General features: G+C 60.4%; 18 protein-coding genes. 7 read left to right on the top strand and 11 right to left on the bottom strand.

The window, feature by feature from the left end; all coding sequences use genetic code 11:
* Positions 1 to 28 precede the first annotated feature (28 nt).
* From KUF73_RS24705 to cbiE, 10 genes are all read right to left on the bottom strand, one after another.
* Complete coding sequence (locus KUF73_RS24705) at positions 29 to 1,408, bottom strand: PepSY domain-containing protein (protein ID WP_218440618.1); 1,380 nt, start codon at positions 1,406 to 1,408, stop codon at positions 29 to 31.
* A 130-nt stretch (positions 1,409 to 1,538) separates the two neighbouring features.
* A complete protein-coding gene (locus tag KUF73_RS24710; RefSeq protein WP_218440619.1) occupies positions 1,539 to 3,656 on the bottom strand; it encodes a TonB-dependent copper receptor in 2,118 nt (705 codons plus the stop codon).
* 191 nt (positions 3,657 to 3,847) lie between these two features.
* Entirely contained in the window at positions 3,848 to 4,303 is a 456-nt protein-coding gene (locus tag KUF73_RS24715) for a DUF2946 domain-containing protein (RefSeq protein WP_218440620.1), read from the bottom strand.
* A gap of 21 nt (positions 4,304 to 4,324) precedes the next feature.
* Positions 4,325 to 4,804: a copper chaperone PCu(A)C gene (locus KUF73_RS24720; RefSeq protein ID WP_218440621.1), complete on the bottom strand. Its 480-nt coding sequence runs from the start codon at positions 4,802 to 4,804 to the stop codon at positions 4,325 to 4,327.
* 48 nt (positions 4,805 to 4,852) lie between these two features.
* Complete coding sequence (locus tag KUF73_RS24725) at positions 4,853 to 5,251, bottom strand: DUF2946 domain-containing protein (RefSeq protein WP_218440622.1); 399 nt, start codon at positions 5,249 to 5,251, stop codon at positions 4,853 to 4,855.
* A 119-nt stretch (positions 5,252 to 5,370) separates the two neighbouring features.
* A complete protein-coding gene (locus KUF73_RS24730; RefSeq protein ID WP_218440623.1) occupies positions 5,371 to 5,694 on the bottom strand; it encodes a DNA-binding protein in 324 nt (107 codons plus the stop codon).
* A 4-nt stretch (positions 5,695 to 5,698) separates the two neighbouring features.
* Positions 5,699 to 6,034: a type II toxin-antitoxin system RelE/ParE family toxin gene (locus KUF73_RS24735; RefSeq protein WP_218440624.1), complete on the bottom strand. Its 336-nt coding sequence runs from the start codon at positions 6,032 to 6,034 to the stop codon at positions 5,699 to 5,701.
* A gap of 56 nt (positions 6,035 to 6,090) precedes the next feature.
* Entirely contained in the window at positions 6,091 to 6,816 is a 726-nt protein-coding gene (locus KUF73_RS24740; RefSeq protein ID WP_218440625.1) for a cobalt-precorrin-6A reductase, read from the bottom strand.
* Positions 6,813 to 7,910: a cobalt-precorrin-5B (C(1))-methyltransferase gene (locus KUF73_RS24745; protein ID WP_218440626.1), complete on the bottom strand. Its 1,098-nt coding sequence runs from the start codon at positions 7,908 to 7,910 to the stop codon at positions 6,813 to 6,815. The genes KUF73_RS24740 and KUF73_RS24745 overlap by 4 nt, the downstream gene beginning before the upstream one ends.
* The gene (gene cbiE, locus KUF73_RS24750) at positions 7,903 to 9,114 is read right to left on the bottom strand and encodes a precorrin-6y C5,15-methyltransferase (decarboxylating) subunit CbiE (RefSeq protein WP_218440627.1); all 1,212 of its coding nucleotides are present in this window, start codon (positions 9,112 to 9,114) and stop codon (positions 7,903 to 7,905) included. Before cbiE ends, KUF73_RS24745 begins: the two co-directional genes overlap by 8 nt.
* A 211-nt stretch (positions 9,115 to 9,325) precedes the next feature.
* Here cbiE and KUF73_RS24755 point away from each other — a divergent pair, with 211 nt between their 5' ends.
* The 7 genes from KUF73_RS24755 to KUF73_RS24785 all read left to right on the top strand — a co-directional run bounded on the left by KUF73_RS24755 (position 9,326) and on the right by KUF73_RS24785 (position 16,190).
* Positions 9,326 to 10,000, top strand: coding sequence for a hypothetical protein (locus KUF73_RS24755; RefSeq protein WP_218440628.1), 675 nt, complete (start codon positions 9,326 to 9,328; stop codon positions 9,998 to 10,000).
* A gap of 127 nt (positions 10,001 to 10,127) precedes the next feature.
* Positions 10,128 to 11,435 (top strand): precorrin-3B synthase, encoded by a 1,308-nt coding sequence (cobG, locus tag KUF73_RS24760; protein ID WP_218440629.1) that lies wholly within the window; start codon positions 10,128 to 10,130, stop codon positions 11,433 to 11,435.
* Positions 11,428 to 12,054: a precorrin-8X methylmutase gene (locus KUF73_RS24765; RefSeq protein WP_218440630.1), complete on the top strand. Its 627-nt coding sequence runs from the start codon at positions 11,428 to 11,430 to the stop codon at positions 12,052 to 12,054. The genes cobG and KUF73_RS24765 overlap by 8 nt, the downstream gene beginning before the upstream one ends.
* The gene (locus tag KUF73_RS24770) at positions 12,054 to 12,785 is read left to right on the top strand and encodes a precorrin-2 C(20)-methyltransferase (protein ID WP_218440631.1); all 732 of its coding nucleotides are present in this window, start codon (positions 12,054 to 12,056) and stop codon (positions 12,783 to 12,785) included. Before KUF73_RS24765 ends, KUF73_RS24770 begins: the two co-directional genes overlap by 1 nt.
* Complete coding sequence (gene cobJ, locus KUF73_RS24775; protein ID WP_218440632.1) at positions 12,785 to 14,488, top strand: precorrin-3B C(17)-methyltransferase; 1,704 nt, start codon at positions 12,785 to 12,787, stop codon at positions 14,486 to 14,488. The genes KUF73_RS24770 and cobJ overlap by 1 nt, the downstream gene beginning before the upstream one ends.
* A gap of 182 nt (positions 14,489 to 14,670) precedes the next feature.
* Positions 14,671 to 15,486: a hypothetical protein gene (locus KUF73_RS24780; protein ID WP_218440633.1), complete on the top strand. Its 816-nt coding sequence runs from the start codon at positions 14,671 to 14,673 to the stop codon at positions 15,484 to 15,486.
* 53 nt (positions 15,487 to 15,539) lie between these two features.
* Positions 15,540 to 16,190, top strand: a complete 651-nt coding sequence (locus tag KUF73_RS24785; protein WP_218440634.1) for a hypothetical protein — start codon at positions 15,540 to 15,542, stop codon at positions 16,188 to 16,190.
* Positions 16,191 to 16,220: 30 nt separating this feature from the next.
* Here the strand turns inward: KUF73_RS24785 and KUF73_RS24790 are convergent, their stop codons facing one another.
* Entirely contained in the window at positions 16,221 to 16,817 is a 597-nt protein-coding gene (locus KUF73_RS24790) for a MarC family protein (protein ID WP_218440635.1), read from the bottom strand.
* Positions 16,818 to 16,839: the final 22 nt, after the last annotated feature.

Here is a 16,839-nt window from a genome sequence, read left to right on the forward strand (position 1 = left end):
GCCTTTAACTTCGCGCATCTCGCCTGTCTCAAGATGAAGATGAGGCCGATTCAGTTTGCCGGTTAAAACGCGACAGCAGCACACGATCCAGCACCCACACCACCACCAGCGAAGCGCCCACCAGCGGAAACGCCACGGCCAATGCAAACATGATCACCATCGCGGTTTTCCATTTCGGCAAATCGTGACGCAGCGGTGGCACACCGAATTTGCCTTGCGGACGGCGCTTCCACCAGATCACCACGCCGCTGACGGCGCTGAGCAGGATCATCATGCAGATCAACAGGACGATGATCTGGTTGAGCGTGCCGAACATCTTGCCTTCGTGCAGCATCACGCCGATTTCGGTGGCGCGGGCCACGGCGCCGTAGTGTTCGTAACGCACGTCGGCGAGGACGTCGCCGCTGTACTGATCAACATGCAGGGTGGCGTCGTTGCGCGGGTCATCGGCGAACACGGCGATGGTGAAAACGCCGGTGGCGGTGGTCGGGAATGTGATGCTGTAACCCGGTTCGACCTTGCGTTGCACGGCGATGTTTTGCACGTCTTGCAGGCTGATGGTCGGCGCGGCCGGGCCGGCCTGCGCACCACCGTGGGCCATGTGTTCGGCATGCGCACCGGACATTGGCATCGGGGTATTTTCCATCGCCCATGGCACGGTCTGGCGAGTGGCGCTGTTGAGGCTGCGCGCCTCGACGTCGGACTTCGGCACGTTGTCCCACATGGCTGCCGGAAAAACGTTCCACACGGCCGCATATTGCTGGCCCCAGAACCCGGTCCAGGTCATGCCGCTGAGCAGCATCACCAGCAGCAGGGAAGCACCCCAGAAACCGGTCACGGCGTGCAAATCGCGCCACAGCACCCGACCACGACTGCTCAGGCGTGGCCACAAAATCCCCGCCGCCTGACCGCGCGGCCACCACAGGAACACCCCGGAAACCACTAGCACCACGCCCCAGCCAGCGGCCATTTCCACCAGCCGGTCACCGACGGTGCCGATCATCAACTCGCCGTGAATCGCCCGCGCAACCGCTTGCAGGTTCTTCTTGGCGTCTTGCTCGCCGAGGATGTCGCCGTGGTACGGATCGACGAATACGTTCAGCTCGCTGCCGCCATTGAGCACGACAAACTGAGCGCTGCGCTCGGCGTTGACCGGTGGCAGGTACTGCTTGATCGTTCCCTGCGGATACGCGTCTTTCACGCGCTTGAGCAAGTCATCGGCCGGGACGGTGTGATGGCCGGCGGGGACGTTGAGCAGGCTGCTGTACATCAGTGAATCGAGTTGTGGCTTGAACAGGTAAATGGTGCCGGTCAGGGCCAGCATCACCATGAATGGCGCAACGAATAACCCGGCATAGAAATGCCAGCGCCAGGCGAGGTTGTAGAAATTTACTTTGGGCTGTTTCATCACATGTGCTCCGCTTGGCTTGGATCTTTTAGTTGTTTGTTTGCGGTTGCTGCGCAACCGATCGCGGGCAAGCCTCGCTCCTACAGGGACAGTGGTGATTCTGTAGGAGCGAGGCTTGCCCGCGAAGCTCTTAAAAGCTCATATCCACCTTGGTCCAGAGCGTTCGCCCCGGTTCCTTGATGGCTTGCGGGTCGTTGGCCGGGTAGCCGAAACCGGCGTTGCCCGCCAGGTTCAAGTGCTCGGCGTAGGCTTTGTTAAACAGGTTGTCGACGCCGCTGCTGACCCTCCAGTTCTGGTTGATCCGGTAGGCGCCGTTGAGCGAGAACACAGCGAAGCCCGGGGTTTTGTCGAAGTCCTTGCCGACCACGTTGCCTTTGTTTTGATCGATGCGGTTTTGCGCGGCGACCACTCTCCACAGTGCACCGGCGCTCCAGTTGTCTTCGCTGTAGGTCAGGCCGAAACGTGCGTCCAGCGGCGGCATTTGCGGCAGTGCATTGCCGTCGCTGCTGTTCTTGCCCCAGGCGTAGGCCAGGGTTGCATCGGCTTTCCAATGGCGGGTGAGGTTGTACGCCGCGCCCATTTCACCGCCCATGATTCGCGCGTCGATGTTCTGTGCTTGCGAGGTCATGCCCATCATGGCGGGCGTGTAATTGAAGAGGATGTAATCACGCACCTGGCCGATGTAAGCCGAGGCCCAGGCTTCGAGGTCTTCGGTTCTGTATTGCAGGCCGAAGTCGAGCTGGGTGGTTTTTTCCGGCTTGATCGAGTCGAAGGCATTCACCGATCCGACGGGGCCGGAGTTGGGCGAAAACAGCTCCCAGTAATCCGGAAAACGCTGGGTATGACCGAGGCCTGCATACAACGTAGCGGGGCTGTCGGCCAGGTCGTGTTCGTAACGGATGAAGCCGCTTGGCAAGGTGTCGGCGCGGGTGTCGTCAGCAGTTGGATTCGGGCGAGTCATCATTCCCGAACCGGTTGTCTGCCGATAATCCTTGGCGGAGGCGCGGTCCAGGCGTGCACCCGTAATCAGGCGGTCACGCTCGGCGGCGTACCAGGTCAGTTCGCCGAACAGCCCATAGTTATGGAAGTCGGCATCCTTGGTGTAGGGCAGGTTTTTGTAAGTGTCGACACCCATGGCGTTGCGCTGACGGTGCTCGTTGGTCTGCGCGTCGATGCCGCTGATCAACTGCACATCGGCCCAGCGCCAGGTGGCTTTGATCCGTGCGCCGAGGGTGCGGCGGTCAACATTGGACGCCATCGGCCCAGCCATCATTCCAGTGCCGGATGGCGTGCGCAGGGTGTAGTTGTCCATCACGTGGTCGGCGTAGTTGTAGTAGACCTGCGCCTCAAGCTTTTCCAGTACGTCACTGAGGTTGGACTTCTCAAAGCGCAGGCCGAGGCTCTCGCGCTGGAATTGCGAGCCGTCCATGCCGCGCCCGGCATAACGGGCATCGCCGTCACCCTTGCCGGCGGTCAGCTCCAGCAGGGTATCTGCGTCCGGGGTCCAGCCGAGCGCGACGTCGCCGTTCCATTTGTCATAGCGCGACGGCACGGTGTCGTTGTTGCCGTCTTTATAGTCGTCGGAGTGCGCTGTGTTGCCGATGACGCGTACGTAGCCCAGTGGTCCGCCAGCAGCGGCGTCCACCAGTTTGTCGAAGCGGCCGTTGGAACCGGCCAGCACGCTGGCGTTTACGCGGGTGCCGAGTGCGCCGAAGCTTTCCGGGTCGCGGTCGAAAAGGAGGGTGCCGGCCGAGGCACCTGGTCCCCAGAGCACCGTTTGCGGGCCTTTGATGACGGTGAGTGTGTCGTAGGTTTGCGGAGAAATGTACGAGGTTGGCGCATCCATCCGGCCCGGGCAGGCACCGAGCATCATGCCGCCATTGGTGAGGATGTTCAGCCGCGAGCCAAACATGCCACGCAGCACCGGGTCGCCATTAGTGCCGCCATTGCGCACCTGGGCGAAGCCAGGGATGGTTTTCAGATAATCCGAACCGTCGCTGGCCGGTACCGGCTGGCGAGGGTCCTTGGGGTTGGTGACGATAGTCAGAGGCGAGCTCGGCGCGATGGCGGTGATCACCGTCGGGCTCAGTTCTTCACTGGGGTCGACGTGTTCTTCGGCCAGCACCGAGGGTGCGAGCAGCGCACCGCAAAGAATGGCGGTGGCGTGCCTGAAACGAATACTGGATTCGTTCGGGGTAAAAGAGGCTTGGGCAAGGCTCAAGCGTGGGTCAGCAGAAAACCTGGACATGACAATTTCCATCGAACAGTCGTAAACGACACGGCCGGCAGCCTGCGTAATCCCTATGGGAGTGGGCTTGCTCGCGATGAGGAAGGGTCAACCAACATCAATGTCGAATGACTTGCCGCTATCGCGAGCAAGCTCGCTCCCACAGGTGGCTTTGGCTGTTTTCGTAACCGTGTGAAATCAGAAGTGGGTGTTTACGCGACGACGGGCGGGGCGCGGGTGCGGGCGCCGGGGAAGAAGGTTTGCCGGGCATGACCCAGGCGTGGGGACGGGGTGGTGAACGTGTTGGCGAGCGGTGTATCGAATGCGGCAAATGACACGCCACCGGTGAGCGCCGGGCAATTGAACAGCAGGCTGCAATAGCCGCATCTTTCCCAGATGGCGTGATGTGCGGCTTTTGGCGGACAGTGCTCGGCGCTGGCTTGTGCGTCGTCGGCGTGCTCCATCGCCGACATATCCATGCTCATGTCCATCGACATGCTCATGGACATATTCGCAGACATGGCCGCGCGCGAATTCATCGGCATCGACTGAGATATCAGCGGACCGATAAAGATCATCAGCATGGCGAACAGGCTGATCCAGCTGCCACGTGTCAGGTTCATGGGCTGACGACGTGACACGGATGACCTGGCGCTAAGCGGGCGCATGGGCGTGTTCAGCTCAGGCGATTACTGGGTATGCACGTGCGCTTGCGTATCGTCGGGCGCCTGCTTCTGCACGGCGACTTCGACTTTTACGTCACCGGCCTTCTCGAAGTGCAGGGTCATCGGGAAGCGCTTGCCGTCAACCAGCAGGCTGCGGTCTTTCAGGTTCAGCAGCATCACGTGGTAGGCCATCGGCGCAAAAGTAATTTCGCCACCCGCAGGGATTTCCACACTCGGTACGTGCTGCATTTTCATCACGTCGTTCTGCATGAGGTGCTCATGCAGCTGAGCTTCGCCGGCAATGGGGGTTTCGACGCTGAGCAGCCGGTCGGCGGTTTTGCCTTCGTTGTGAATCACGAAGTACGCCGCGACGGTGGGTGCATTCGGTGGCAACTCTTGTGACCACGGGTGAGCGATTTCCAGCTCCCCGGCCTTGTATTCGTGAGCATTGGCAAAGCAGGCAGGCAGCAGCAACGCGGCCAGAACGAGGAATTTGTTCAACATGGCAGTTCTCCAGAGCGATTCAAAACGCAGGTCAATTGCGAGAAGTCATCACACCAGAGGGGAGGCGCGGGGGTTGAGGCTTGGCCATTGCTGGCGCGGTGTCGGCGTGTTGAGAGAGTCGGCGGGCAGGCTTCGATTGGCTTCGAACTGCGCGAAATACAGCTGCGGCACATGCCCGGGCAGCGCCACCAACGGTGCGGAGCCGGAGCAGCACCAGCAATGCTGCATGTTGGAATGATCGTCGCTTTGCGGGGCTTTCTGTTCGATGTCGCCCAGGGAAATCGCCACCATTTTGGTGCCGCTGGACGAGCAGAAACTACCCCACAACAACTGTTCGGCGGGCGACTTCGCCGTCTGCGCCATCGCTCCGGACATCGGCATGGCGAGCAGGTTGAACAGCACTGCGAAGCAGGCTATCCAGGCAATTGCGAGCCGTTGTCGGGACATGGGACAAAATCCATTGGGGTGGGCGGTCAGGCGCGGCTATTTAGCCTGATCAGGGCCGATAAGTAAAAACGCGGCGTGCGGTGTGGTGTCGCAGTAAGAGTCGATTGTTTCTCAAACTGTCAGTGCGCTCGTACCGCATGTACTTGCATATCTACTCCAAGCGTAGCGCGGATTACGGCGAATATCGCAGCCAGGTTGTCCATGCTTGGGTTGCCCTTGGCGGACAACATTCGATGGAGGCTTTTGCTGGGCTTCGCGGTTTCCTTTGCGAGTGCTTCGAAACCGACAGTGGCATTGACGAGGTCGCGCAAAATGATTCTGGCCATTTCAGGTTCGCCGTTAAGAAACAGAGTAGCAGCCTCATCCAATAATGCTTGGGCGAACTCGGGGTCACGCTGGGCACGCTCGGCAATGGTGTGTTTGTAGCTTCGGGTGAGCGCCATGACTTTATCTCCGGTTCTGTTCAGCTTTTTTTCGGGACCTGAATTCGGCTATCAGTACTTTTGCCTGTTTGATGTCGGCTTTTTGAGTGGACTTATGACCGCCACCGAAAAGGATGATCAGGCGTTTCCCTTCTTGAACAAGATAGATTCTGTAGCCCGGCCCCCAATTTATTCGGTATTCACCAAGACCTTCAAACCACTTGATATTGGATGTATTGCCAAGCTCCAGTCGCAGCAACGCAGTAGAAACCTTAAGTGCTGCCTGCGCATTCAAGGTGGAAAACCAGCGTCCAAAGGGGCTTGTTTGGTTGTCCTGCAAGTATTCTTCGAGTGTGATCACAAGCGGCCTTGAAGGTAACAAATAGGTTACTGTTCATGCAAGCCGCCGATTTTGCCTTACTGAACAAACGCCGCCAATGCATCAAGTGTTTCCTCACGCGACAGAAACTCCCGATCAACCCCCGGCAACACCGGCCGCGTCAAAACAATCACCGGCACCCCACGCTCCCGTGCCACTTCCAGCTTCGGTTCGGTCGCGGTACTGCCGCTGTTCTTGCTGATCAGCACATCGATCTGCCGACGTTCGAACAGTTCGCGTTCGTCGTCGATCAGGAACGGCCCGCGCGCGCCGATCACTTCACAGCGCTCGTTGCCCGGATACACGTCCAGTGCACGCAGGGTCCAGAATTGCTCTGGCGGGATTTCCTGCAAATGCTGCAACGGTTCTCGTCCAAGGGTGAACAGCGGTCGCCGGAAGGGTTGCAACGCCTGGATCAGTTCTGCCCAATCGCTGACTTCACGCCAGTCATCGCCTGTCTGTGCTTGCCATGCCGGGCGCCGCAGTGCCCAGCAGGGAATGCCGCTCAAGCGAGACGCCGTCGCGGCGTTTTGACTGATTTGTGCGGCGTAGGGGTGTGTAGCATCCAGCAGCAAGTCGACCCCTTTATCGTGGATGAACTGCGCTAGCCCTTCGGCACCGCCGTAACCGCCGACGCGAACCTGGCAGGTTAGATCCGTTGGCACGCGACCGACGCCCGCCAGGCTATAGATGTGCTGCGGCCCTAGGGTTCGGGCGATGGCCAGGGCTTCGGTCACGCCGCCGAGTAACAGAACACGTTTCATTGAAAAGCTCCGGCATGGCCGACAACTTCACCCTGACGGTCGATGGCAAACACCTCGACCTGAACCTGTGCCGGCACCACGCTACGGGCAAAATCCAGTGCGTGCTGACACACCGCATCGCCGAGGGCGACACCCGCTGTGCTGGCCATGGCCAGGGCTTGTTGACTGGTATTGGCTTCGCGAATCGCTTGCTGCAATGCGCCGTCGGCGCCCACCGCAGCGGCCCATTCGGCCAGTTGCGGCAGGTCGATGCTCGAATGCCGGCTGTGCAAGTCCATGTGACCGGCGGCCAGTTTGCTGATCTTGCCGAAGCCTCCACAAATGCTGAGTTTGTCCACCGGCACTTTGCGCAGGTGTTTGAGTACTGCGCCGACAAAGTCGCCCATCTCGATCAGGGCAATTTCCGGCAGGTTGTAGACCCGGCGCATGGTGTCTTCACTGGCGTTGCCGGTGCAGGCGGCGATGTGCAGGTAGCCGTTGGTTTTCGCGACGTCGATGCCTTGATGGATCGAAGCGATGTAGGCCGCGCAGGAAAACGGCCGGACGATGCCACTGGTGCCGAGGATCGACAGCCCGCCGAGAATTCCCAGGCGCGGGTTCATGGTTTTCAGCGCCAGTGCCTCGCCGTCCTCGACGCTGACAGTGACCTCGAAACCGCCGCCGTAACCGAGTTCGTCAGCCAGTCGAGTCAGGTGATCGCTGATCATTCTGCGCGGCACCGGGTTGATCGCCGGTTCGCCGACACCCAGCACCAGCCCCGGCCGGGTGACCGTGCCCACGCCGCGACCGGCGTTAAAGCGGATGCCCGGTTCGCCGCACAAGCGCACGTGCGAATAGAGCAGGGCGCCATGGGTTACGTCCGGATCATCGCCGGCGTCCTTGATGGTTCCGGCCTCGGCGCCGTCATCGGTCAGGCGGCAGAACTCCAGGCGCATCTGCACCTGTTTGCCCTTGGGCAGGACAATCTCCACCGCGTCCGCCTCCGTGCCCGCCAGCAGCAGGCGTGCCGCTGCAAGACTGGTGGCGGTGGCGCAGCTGCCCGTGGTCAGGCCGCTGCGCAGCGGCGCGGGTTGTTCGGCGGTTTCGTCACGCATCGTAAGGCTTCGTCACTTCCAGCAAGGTAATCGGCAATGCCTGACGCCAGGTATCGAAGTCGCCCAGCGGTTGCGCCTGGGCGATATGAATACGCGTCAGCTCGCCACCGTGCTGCTCACGCCAGCTCATCAGCGTCATTTCACTTTGCAGCGTAACTGCGTTGGCGACCAGCCGGCCGCCGGGTTTGAGGGCAGCCCAGCAGGTGTCCAGCACGCCTTCGCGGGTGACACCGCCGCCGATGAAAATCGCGTCCGGACGTTCCAGCCCCAACAAGGCTTGCGGCGCACTGCCGCGAATCAGTTGCAGGCCAGGCACACCGAGAGCATCGCGGTTGTACTCGATCATCTGCTGCCGCCCTTCGTCGGCTTCGATGGCCAGCGCCCGGCAACTTGGGTGGGCGCGCATCCACTCGATGCCAATCGAGCCGCTGCCAGCGCCGACGTCCCACAGAAGCTCGCCGGGAACCGGTGCCAGGCGTGCGAGGGTGATTGCGCGCACGTCGCGTTTAGTCAGTTGGCCGTCATGCCTGAAGGCTGAGTCCGGCAGGCCGGCCAGGCGCGACAGGCGAGGTGTATTCGGTTCGGCAATGCAGTCGATGGCGATCAGGTTCAAATCGGCGACTTCCGGGTCGGTCCAGTCGCTGGCGATGCCGTCGATACGCCGCTCGGCGAGGCCGCCCAAGTGTTCCAGCACAGTGAAGCGACTCGGGCCGAAACCACGCTCTCGCAGCAATGCGGCAATTGCAGCGGGGCTATGGCGGTCGTTGCTCAGCACCAGCAAGCGCACGCCGCTGAACATTTGTGCGTTGAGTGCTGAAATCGGGCGAGCCACCACCGATAACGTGACGACCTCCTGCAATGGCCAGCCCATTCTGGCGGCCGCGAGCGAGCAAGAAGAAGAGGCCGGCAGCGTCAGCATTTCATCGCTGGACAGTTGCCGGGCGAGGCTGGCGCCGACGCCGAAAAACATCGGGTCGCCGCTGGCCAGCACGCAGACAGGCTCGCCGCGCCGGGCCAGCACAGGCTCAACCGAAAACGGACTTGGCCAGCCATGGCGCTCGCCCCGAATGCACGGGGGCAACAGGTCCAGATGCCGCTGGCCGCCGAAGATCCGTGAGGCACGCAGCAGCGCGTGCCGGGCGTTCTTGCCCAGACCTTTGAAACCGTCTTCACCGATGCCTACTACCGTCAGCCAGGGGGTCATGCCGTTCCTCAATCACGCGTTCATCGTTGGTGGGCGGCATGATAACGCGGGTTCCTCGGGCTGAGTGCCTTCTCTTCCCGGCGGGGAGACAGCGGACATCAAATGTCGAGGATGTTTTTTTAGCTGGCGGTGCTTAATTGTTAGGGTGGTTTCACCTGCCACGAAAACGGCAGGATCAACAAACAAATGCCAGGAAGGCAGGACATCAATCATGGATTCAATTTTGAATGACTCGCAGCGCGGTCTTGAATCGCCGCTGCAAAACAGTGCTTCGGTACTCGAAAACAATCTGTTGGCGTTTTTCCCCGGGCTGTCCAGGGAAGATAAGCAGTACATCAAGAACAGCATGCGCTGGGCGGAGAGTCGCGCCGACCTTCGACATGACCGTAAACGCGAGCCGGCTCAATGGTTCGAGTTCTACTCGGGCATGCTCTGGTCTGTCGGCTGGAGCCTGGAACACCAGCCCGTGGTGGTTATCGACAACAACTACACTGGCAACCTGGTGGACAGTTGGTCGAAGGCCTTGTCGACGCAAGTGAGCCGGGCGAAATTGAGGTTGATCAAAGAAACCTTCGGCGTTCTTGAACATGATCGTTCGGCGCTCGATTTGTTGACTGCCAGAGCCCAGCAATCCGGCGACTTTCGCTTTCTGCCAGCAGAGTACAGCCGTGCTGGCGAGCTGGAGATGCTGATCACCAATGTCCGCTTGCTCAGTTTGAACTGGAGCTCCAGATTGCTGTTCTGGGATGTCGAGCATCCCCGGTCGCAACTGGATATTCGGGTACGGCGGTTCGCGATCAAAACGCGGGAAATGAGCAAGTACCGCGAAAAGCTGGAAGCGGCAGTGAAGGAAATGCGCCTGACGGAGATTGAGTTGACGCTGTAACGGCAATCGGGCGCTGGCAATCCGACCGGAGTCTTTTCATGCCGTGAAGCAAAGCAGGCATAATACCGCGCACTTTTGCCGCCAATCGCTTCGCCACCTGAACGGGTCACCTTTGAACCAACGCCCGATGTCCATCGCCTTACGCCCCTCGGCCTGTCCGGGGTTGCTGCGTATTGTCCCGGCGCTGGATGGCGGTATCTGCCGTATCAAATTGACCGGCGGCTCGATCAGCGCCGTTCAGGCCATGGCGGTGGCGAACGCAGCCGAGCGTTTCGCCAGCGGAGCCATCGAAGCGACCAATCGCGCCAACCTGCAGATACGTGGCATCGGCGGCGAACAAACGGCATTGATCGACGGTTTGCTGGAGGCGGGGCTGGGGCCGCAAAGTGCGGCGGGCGATGACGTACGCAACCTGATGCTCAGCCCGAGCGCCGGGATCGATCGGCAGATGCTGTTCGACACTCGCCCGCTGGCGGAGCAGATCCTGGCCACCGTGCAGCGACACGAACATTTCCATGACCTCAGCGCCAAGTTCGCCGTGCAACTGGATGGCGGCGAAGCCCTGGCGATGCTTGAACATCCCCATGACCTGTGGCTCTCGGCTTTCGAGCGCGACGGCGCACGAGGCTGGGCGTTCGGACTGGCGGGGTGCCCAACGGATGCGCCAGCGGGTTCGGTGGCGCTGCAACATGGCCACGATCTTGTGGTAGCTGTGCTTGAGTTGTTCCTCGATCTGGCGCGTCCCGAGCAAACGCGGATGCGTCATTTGCTGGCCGAACAGTCGACCGAAGAATTGCTGGCGCGACTGGCCGAGCGTTTGCCGGTTCAAGCCATTACAGGCTGGCGGCGCACCTCGGGTGCAGACGTTCTGCACATTGGCGTTCACCCCCAGGCTGAAGCTGGGCGGGTCTACATTGGCACCGTGCCACCGCTGGGACGGCTTGACCCCACAATGCTTCGGGGCGCTGCGCAACTGGCGCAAGCGTTTGGCGACGCGAGCCTGCGATTCACCCCTTGGCAAAACCTGTTGTTGCCCAATGTCTGCCAAGCGCACGCCGCTGAAGTTGTTCAACGGCTGGAGCAATTGGGCCTGTTATGCAACGCCGGTCAGCCGCTGTCGCGATTGATCGCCTGCACCGGTTCAGCGGGTTGCGGCAAAGGCCTGGCCGACACCAAGGGCGATGCCCGGCAATTGGCCGCGTTGCTGCAACGCCACGGACAGGTGCTGAATGTGCATCTGTCCGGCTGCTCGCGCTCGTGCGCCGCCGCACATACTGCGCCGGTGACGCTGCTGGCCGTTTCTCCCGGTCATTACGACCTCTATTTTCGCGATGCAGCGCAGCCGGGTTTCGGCGCGCTGCACGCACGCAAACTTACTATTGAAGCGGTCGCAGCCTTGCTCGACGCCCGCTCACGGAGCCCCCTTGATGCTTGATTACATCCGCGACGGTCAGGAGATCTATCGCAACTCCTTCGCGATCATTCGCGCCGAGGCCAACCTTGCGCGAATCCCGGCCGATCTGGAAAAACTCGCGGTTCGCGTGATCCACGCCTGTGGCATGGTCGACGCCATCGACGGTTTGCAGTTTTCCGAAGGCGCGGGCAAGGCCGGGCGCGATGCGCTGGCCGCCGGTGCGCCGATCCTGTGTGATGCGCGGATGGTGTCCGAAGGCGTGACCCGCGCGCGGTTGCCGGCGAACAATCAGGTCATTTGCACCCTGCGCGACGACAGCGTTCCTGAACTGGCCCGTGAATTGGGCAACACCCGTTCCGCCGCCGCGCTGGAGCTGTGGCGTCCGCACCTGGAAGGCAGCGTGGTGGTAATCGGCAATGCGCCGACCGCGTTGTTTTACCTTCTGGAAATGATCGACGCCGGCGCGCCGAAACCGGCGCTGATCCTTGGCTTCCCGGTGGGCTTCGTCGGTGCCGCCGAATCCAAGGCAATGCTCGCCGCAGACAGTCGCGGCGTGCCTTTCGTCATCATGCAAGGTCGGCTGGGTGGTAGCGCCATGGCCGCCGCCGCCGTCAATGCCCTCGCCACGGAGATCGAATAATGCAGCAACCTGGACGTTTGATCGGCCTTGGCGTCGGCCCTGGTGATCCGGAACTGATTACCGTCAAAGCCCTGCGCCTGCTGCGCGAGTCGCCGGTGGTGGCGTACTTCGTCGCCAAGGGTAAAAAGGGCAACGCCTTCGGCATCATCGAAGCGCATTTACAGGATGCACAAACGTTGTTGCCATTGGTGTACCCGGTGACCACCGAGGCACTGCCGGCGCCGCTGTCCTACGAGCAGGTGATCAGCGATTTCTACGATGCCGCTGGTGAGCAACTGGCCGCGCACCTGGATGCGGGCCGTGATGTGGCGGTGATCTGCGAAGGTGATCCGTTCTTCTACGGCTCCTATATGTACTTGCACGACCGCCTCTCCGAGCGCTATGAGGCTGAAGTCGTGCCCGGCGTCTGCTCGATGCTCGGCGGTGCTTCGGTGCTCGGTGCGCCACTGGTGTATCGCAATCAGAGCCTGTCGGTGTTGTCCGGTGTGTTGCCCCTCGACGAACTCAAGCGCCGCCTGGCCGATGCCGATGCTGCGGTGATCATGAAGCTGGGGCGTAACTTTCCTAAGGTGCGTCAGGTGCTGGAAGAACTTGGTCTGGCCGAGCGGGCGCTGTACGTCGAGCGCGCGACCATGGCCAATCAGAAAATCGTCCCGCTGGATGAAGTCGAGCCGATGTCCTCGCCGTACTTCTCGCTGATCATCGTTCCCGGTGAAAGGTGGCAAGGCTGATGACTCGTCCAGTTCCGGCGATTGTCATTCTCGGCAATGGCAGCCTCGCGACCGCGCGCAGCATTCAGCAGCTCTACCCCGGAGCGCTGATCCACGGCCTGGCCGAACGGGTCGACGGTGCGGACCGCGTCTACCGCGAGTTCGGTGCGACCCTGCGTGAGCTTTATCAACAGGACACGCCGATCATCGCCTTGTGCGCGGCCGGAATTGTCATTCGCACACTCGCGCCGTTGCTGCTGGAGAAAGGCGTCGAGCCGCCGGTGCTGGCGGTTGCCGAAGACGGCAGCGCGGTAGTGCCGCTGCTTGGAGGCTTGGGCGGCGTGAACGTTTTGGCGCGTGAAATTGCGGCCCATCTCGACGTCGCGGCGGCTATCACCACCAGTGGCGAACTGCGTTTCGGCACCTGCCTGCTCAACCCTCCCAGCGGATATACCTTGGGCGATCTGGCGTTGGGCAAGCGTTTCGTTTCCGATTTGCTGGCGGGGGAAACGGTACGCATCGAAGGTTCGGCACCGTGGTTGGCGCAGGCGCAGTTGCCTGAAGATCAGCAGGCACGGCTGACGGTGCATGTCGGCCATGCCGAGCGCGCGCCGGCCGCTAACGAATTGCTGATCTATCCGCGCAATGTGCTGGTTGCCGTGACAGGCGACGTGGCGGATAGGCCGGGGGCCATTCGCGAGGCGCTGCATCAGGCCAAAATCGCCGTGCAATCGGTGGCGTGCTTGTTGGCCGCTGATACCGAAATGGCCAGTGCCACGTTGCGCGAAGCAGCGCTCGAATTGGGTGTGCCATTGCGTTTTGTCAGCGCTGTTGGTGTGGCCAGCGCGTTGGCGCGCCAGGCTATCGGGCAGTCAGTTTCCATCGTTGGTGATGACGCGATTGCCATTGCACTCGCCGAGCAGCCGCTGGACCCGTTGCAGATCGGCCGTCCTCGCGGGCGTCTGGCCGTGATCGGCCTGGGGCCCGGCGCTGCCGAGCTGATGGTGCCGGCGGTCAAGGCGGAGCTGGCTCGGGCCAATGATGTACTGGGTTACGAAACCTACGTGCGGATGGCCGGGCCGTTCCGCGCAGACCAGGTACTGCATTGCACCGACAATCGTGAGGAAATGCAGCGCGCCCGCCACGCCTTCGAACTGGCGGCCCAAGGGCGCTCGGTGGTGGTGGTTTCTTCCGGTGACCCCGGTGTTTTTGCCATGGCGGCGGCGGTGCTGGAAGCGCTTCATGAGTCCACCGATGCCGCATGGCACAACGTCGATCTTGAAATCCTTCCGGGTGTGTCCGCCTCGCTGGCGACGGCGGCCCAGGCCGGTGCGCCGTTGGGCCATGACTTCTGCGTGCTGTCGCTGTCGGACAACCTCAAACCGTGGTCGATCATCGAGAAACGTCTGGACCTGGCGGCCCAGGCTGACCTGGCCCTGGCGTTCTACAACCCGATCTCGCGCTCGCGCCCGTGGCAATTGGGGCAGGCGCTGGACATCGTTTCCCGTCACCGCACACCTGACACCGCTGTTGTACTCGGGCGGGATATCGGTCGGCCGGGGCAGACCTTGCGGGTCACGACCCTCGGGCAATTGACGCCTGACCAGGTCGATATGCGCACCATGGTGTTGATCGGCTCATCCACGACTTGTGTGTTCCCGCGGTCCGGAGGTGGCGATTGGGTGTACACGCCACGCTGGTATGGCGATAAACCCAACGCGTGATTGATGACGGCCCTTCGGGGCCGTTTTCATTTGTCTGAATTGTCCTTTGCAGCTTGAAAATGGCGAACTTTTTTTGCTTCTGAAATTAATTGAATTCCTTGTTGTTTGATTGACTTTGGTTTGGGCGTTAGTTTGCTCTTGCGCCACGATGGCGCTTAGTTAATTTGAAAGGAATCAATGTAATGACCAAGTTTAATGTTCAGGAAGTATCTGTTGCTGACCGCATCGCGTTATTCGAAGAGAACAACACGTTTCTCGCTCAGCAGCCCATCGCCCGATCGTTTACAGGCTTTTCCGCTGCACAGTTGCCTATCGACAAGGACGAGCTGAATGCTGCCATCATGGGGAGCGGCATCGCCGGTTTCGATAGCAGCATGTCCAAACGAAGCAAGCGTATTGTAAAAAACACCTATATGTACGCAGATCTGGTTGCCTTGCTTAAATACCCTGCGCCAAAACAAAGAGAACAGCGTTACGAAGAGTTCATGAGGCTGATGAAACTCGCGGGATGGTTTGCTTTTAGTTCACCGTATAACCGCTATCAGGCAACTTCGCAGAAGTTGAGCATGGATAATCTTGCCCTCGGCGTTCTTCATACGGCAGTGACTGCCGCTGTCAGCAAAGGAGCGGCGGCCTTGAAAGTACTGTCCAGCGTGGCGGATGCGACCATGAATGCGCTGAAAAACGAGCCCGAGGCGTTGAAACTGTTCGAGCGCAATTCCAAGAAAGCCGAGGGCGGCAATTTCTGTATGTCGAGTGCCCTGGAAGGAGCTGATGGCGACATCACCATGGCAATCGCGGCGGTTCAGTACTTTACCAGCGCCCAACCGACCAAAGTGCTGTTCGTGGAATGGAGCAGCTCTAATGTCGAAATCTACAACGGCGCAGCCACCATGCACATTGATGAAGAAGACTACTTGATGGTCGAGCCGTTGATCGTGAAGGCCTTGGCCGAGCAACGCCAAAAGGCGATCAGCTACGAGTTCGGCGCAGCCTGAGCATCATGAAAGTCAGAGGTGCGAGCCTCTGACTTTTCACAAGGACGACAGTCATGAGCAAAGGTTTGAACTACGAAACTTTCATATGCTCCGGCGCGTTGATGTTGGTGGCCGATGAGTTGTCCGCACCTGAAAGGCAGGACGGTCTGGATGCACTGCTTTACGCGCAGACAGTGGCCAGCCATCAATTCCCGAATGCTGATGAACACGACTCTTGGGTCCACGCCAACAAGATGGCGATGAGGACCTTGGGCGGCATGCTGTTCAGCGATCCATACGTCAGCCTTCCCGTGCCATTGCCTGGCAGTTTTGATCTCAGTGAGTTGGCACAACAGGTGTTGCGCCAGTGGCTACCGGCGGCAGGGGTCAAATTTCTGAATACCTGTCTGCAACGGTTGTCTTCACCGGCGAAGGATGTGCTGCGAAAACATGCCTTGCAACAGGACAGGCAGGTACGGTTTCAGTTTGGCGTGATGTCGGCGGGCACGACTTTGACCGTTGCAACGATAGCCTTCGCATATGACGAGGCTATCGTTGGCGATCTTTCGGCTTATCGATTCCTGCCTGAAAAAGTGCTCGCCAATGTATCGGTCAGTGGATACCGAGTGAACCTGGAGCCGGAAGACTACGACCTTTCCCGAGCGACCGTTATTTCCTTGTTGGGGAATCGGCGTCAGGAAAGGATCATTCAGTTGAACGGATAGTGTGAGCTGGCATTTGGGGTGTCTGTGCCGTTACGGCACCAGATACCCCTTCACCCCGGTGAAAATAATCTGCGCGGCCAGCGCGCACACGAACAACCCCATCAACCGGCTGACGATCTGCAAACCCTGATCGCCGAGAATGCGCTCGATGTGGTTGGACAGATAAAGCACCACGCCGACCGTGAAACTGGCCAGGGCAATGCTGAGAATCGCGGTGAACTTGTCGTCCCAGTGCGGCTGGCTTATGCCCATCACCAGCAAGGCACCGATGGTGCCGGGGCCGACGGTCAACGGGATCGTCAGCGGGACGATGGTCACGTCCTGCTGTACGTTGTCGGTCTGCACCGCCGACTTACCCTGGGCCATGCCCAGTGCCGAGATAAACAGCACGCTGCCGGCACCGATGCGGAAGGCGTCCACGGTGATCCCGAAGACGCTGAAAATCACTCGTCCGAACAGGTACAGCAAGACGCTGGAGACCAGCGTGGCGATCGCCACTTTCCAGGCCAGACGACGTTGTTCCTTGCGCGAATAACCGCGGGTCAGGCTGATAAAGCAGGACAACACGAAGAACGGGCTGTAGAGCACCAGCATCTTCAGGTAAACGCTGAACAACACGTGGAGCATGGTGCAGGCTCACTGGCGAGGG

Source organism: Pseudomonas sp. PD9R (assembly GCF_019200975.1).
Taxonomy (GTDB): domain Bacteria; phylum Pseudomonadota; class Gammaproteobacteria; order Pseudomonadales; family Pseudomonadaceae; genus Aquipseudomonas.

Excerpts from the sequence above, each read along its gene's own strand:
- KUF73_RS24705 (WP_218440618.1), bottom strand. The coding sequence starts at position 1,408 with ATGAAACAGCCCAAAGTAAATTTCTACAACCTCGCCTGGCGCTGGCAT.
- KUF73_RS24710 (WP_218440619.1), bottom strand. The coding sequence starts at position 3,656 with ATGTCCAGGTTTTCTGCTGACCCACGCTTGAGCCTTGCCCAAGCCTCT.
- KUF73_RS24715 (WP_218440620.1), bottom strand. The coding sequence starts at position 4,303 with ATGCGCCCGCTTAGCGCCAGGTCATCCGTGTCACGTCGTCAGCCCATG.
- KUF73_RS24720 (WP_218440621.1), bottom strand. The coding sequence starts at position 4,804 with ATGTTGAACAAATTCCTCGTTCTGGCCGCGTTGCTGCTGCCTGCCTGC.
- KUF73_RS24725 (WP_218440622.1), bottom strand. The coding sequence starts at position 5,251 with ATGTCCCGACAACGGCTCGCAATTGCCTGGATAGCCTGCTTCGCAGTG.
- KUF73_RS24730 (WP_218440623.1), bottom strand. The coding sequence starts at position 5,694 with ATGGCGCTCACCCGAAGCTACAAACACACCATTGCCGAGCGTGCCCAG.
- KUF73_RS24740 (WP_218440625.1), bottom strand. The coding sequence starts at position 6,816 with ATGAAACGTGTTCTGTTACTCGGCGGCGTGACCGAAGCCCTGGCCATC.
- KUF73_RS24745 (WP_218440626.1), bottom strand. The coding sequence starts at position 7,910 with ATGCGTGACGAAACCGCCGAACAACCCGCGCCGCTGCGCAGCGGCCTG.
- cbiE (WP_218440627.1), bottom strand. The coding sequence starts at position 9,114 with ATGACCCCCTGGCTGACGGTAGTAGGCATCGGTGAAGACGGTTTCAAA.
- KUF73_RS24755 (WP_218440628.1), top strand. The coding sequence starts at position 9,326 with ATGGATTCAATTTTGAATGACTCGCAGCGCGGTCTTGAATCGCCGCTG.
- cobG (WP_218440629.1), top strand. The coding sequence starts at position 10,128 with ATGTCCATCGCCTTACGCCCCTCGGCCTGTCCGGGGTTGCTGCGTATT.
- KUF73_RS24765 (WP_218440630.1), top strand. The coding sequence starts at position 11,428 with ATGCTTGATTACATCCGCGACGGTCAGGAGATCTATCGCAACTCCTTC.
- KUF73_RS24770 (WP_218440631.1), top strand. The coding sequence starts at position 12,054 with ATGCAGCAACCTGGACGTTTGATCGGCCTTGGCGTCGGCCCTGGTGAT.
- cobJ (WP_218440632.1), top strand. The coding sequence starts at position 12,785 with ATGACTCGTCCAGTTCCGGCGATTGTCATTCTCGGCAATGGCAGCCTC.
- KUF73_RS24780 (WP_218440633.1), top strand. The coding sequence starts at position 14,671 with ATGACCAAGTTTAATGTTCAGGAAGTATCTGTTGCTGACCGCATCGCG.
- KUF73_RS24785 (WP_218440634.1), top strand. The coding sequence starts at position 15,540 with ATGAGCAAAGGTTTGAACTACGAAACTTTCATATGCTCCGGCGCGTTG.
- KUF73_RS24790 (WP_218440635.1), bottom strand. The coding sequence starts at position 16,817 with ATGCTCCACGTGTTGTTCAGCGTTTACCTGAAGATGCTGGTGCTCTAC.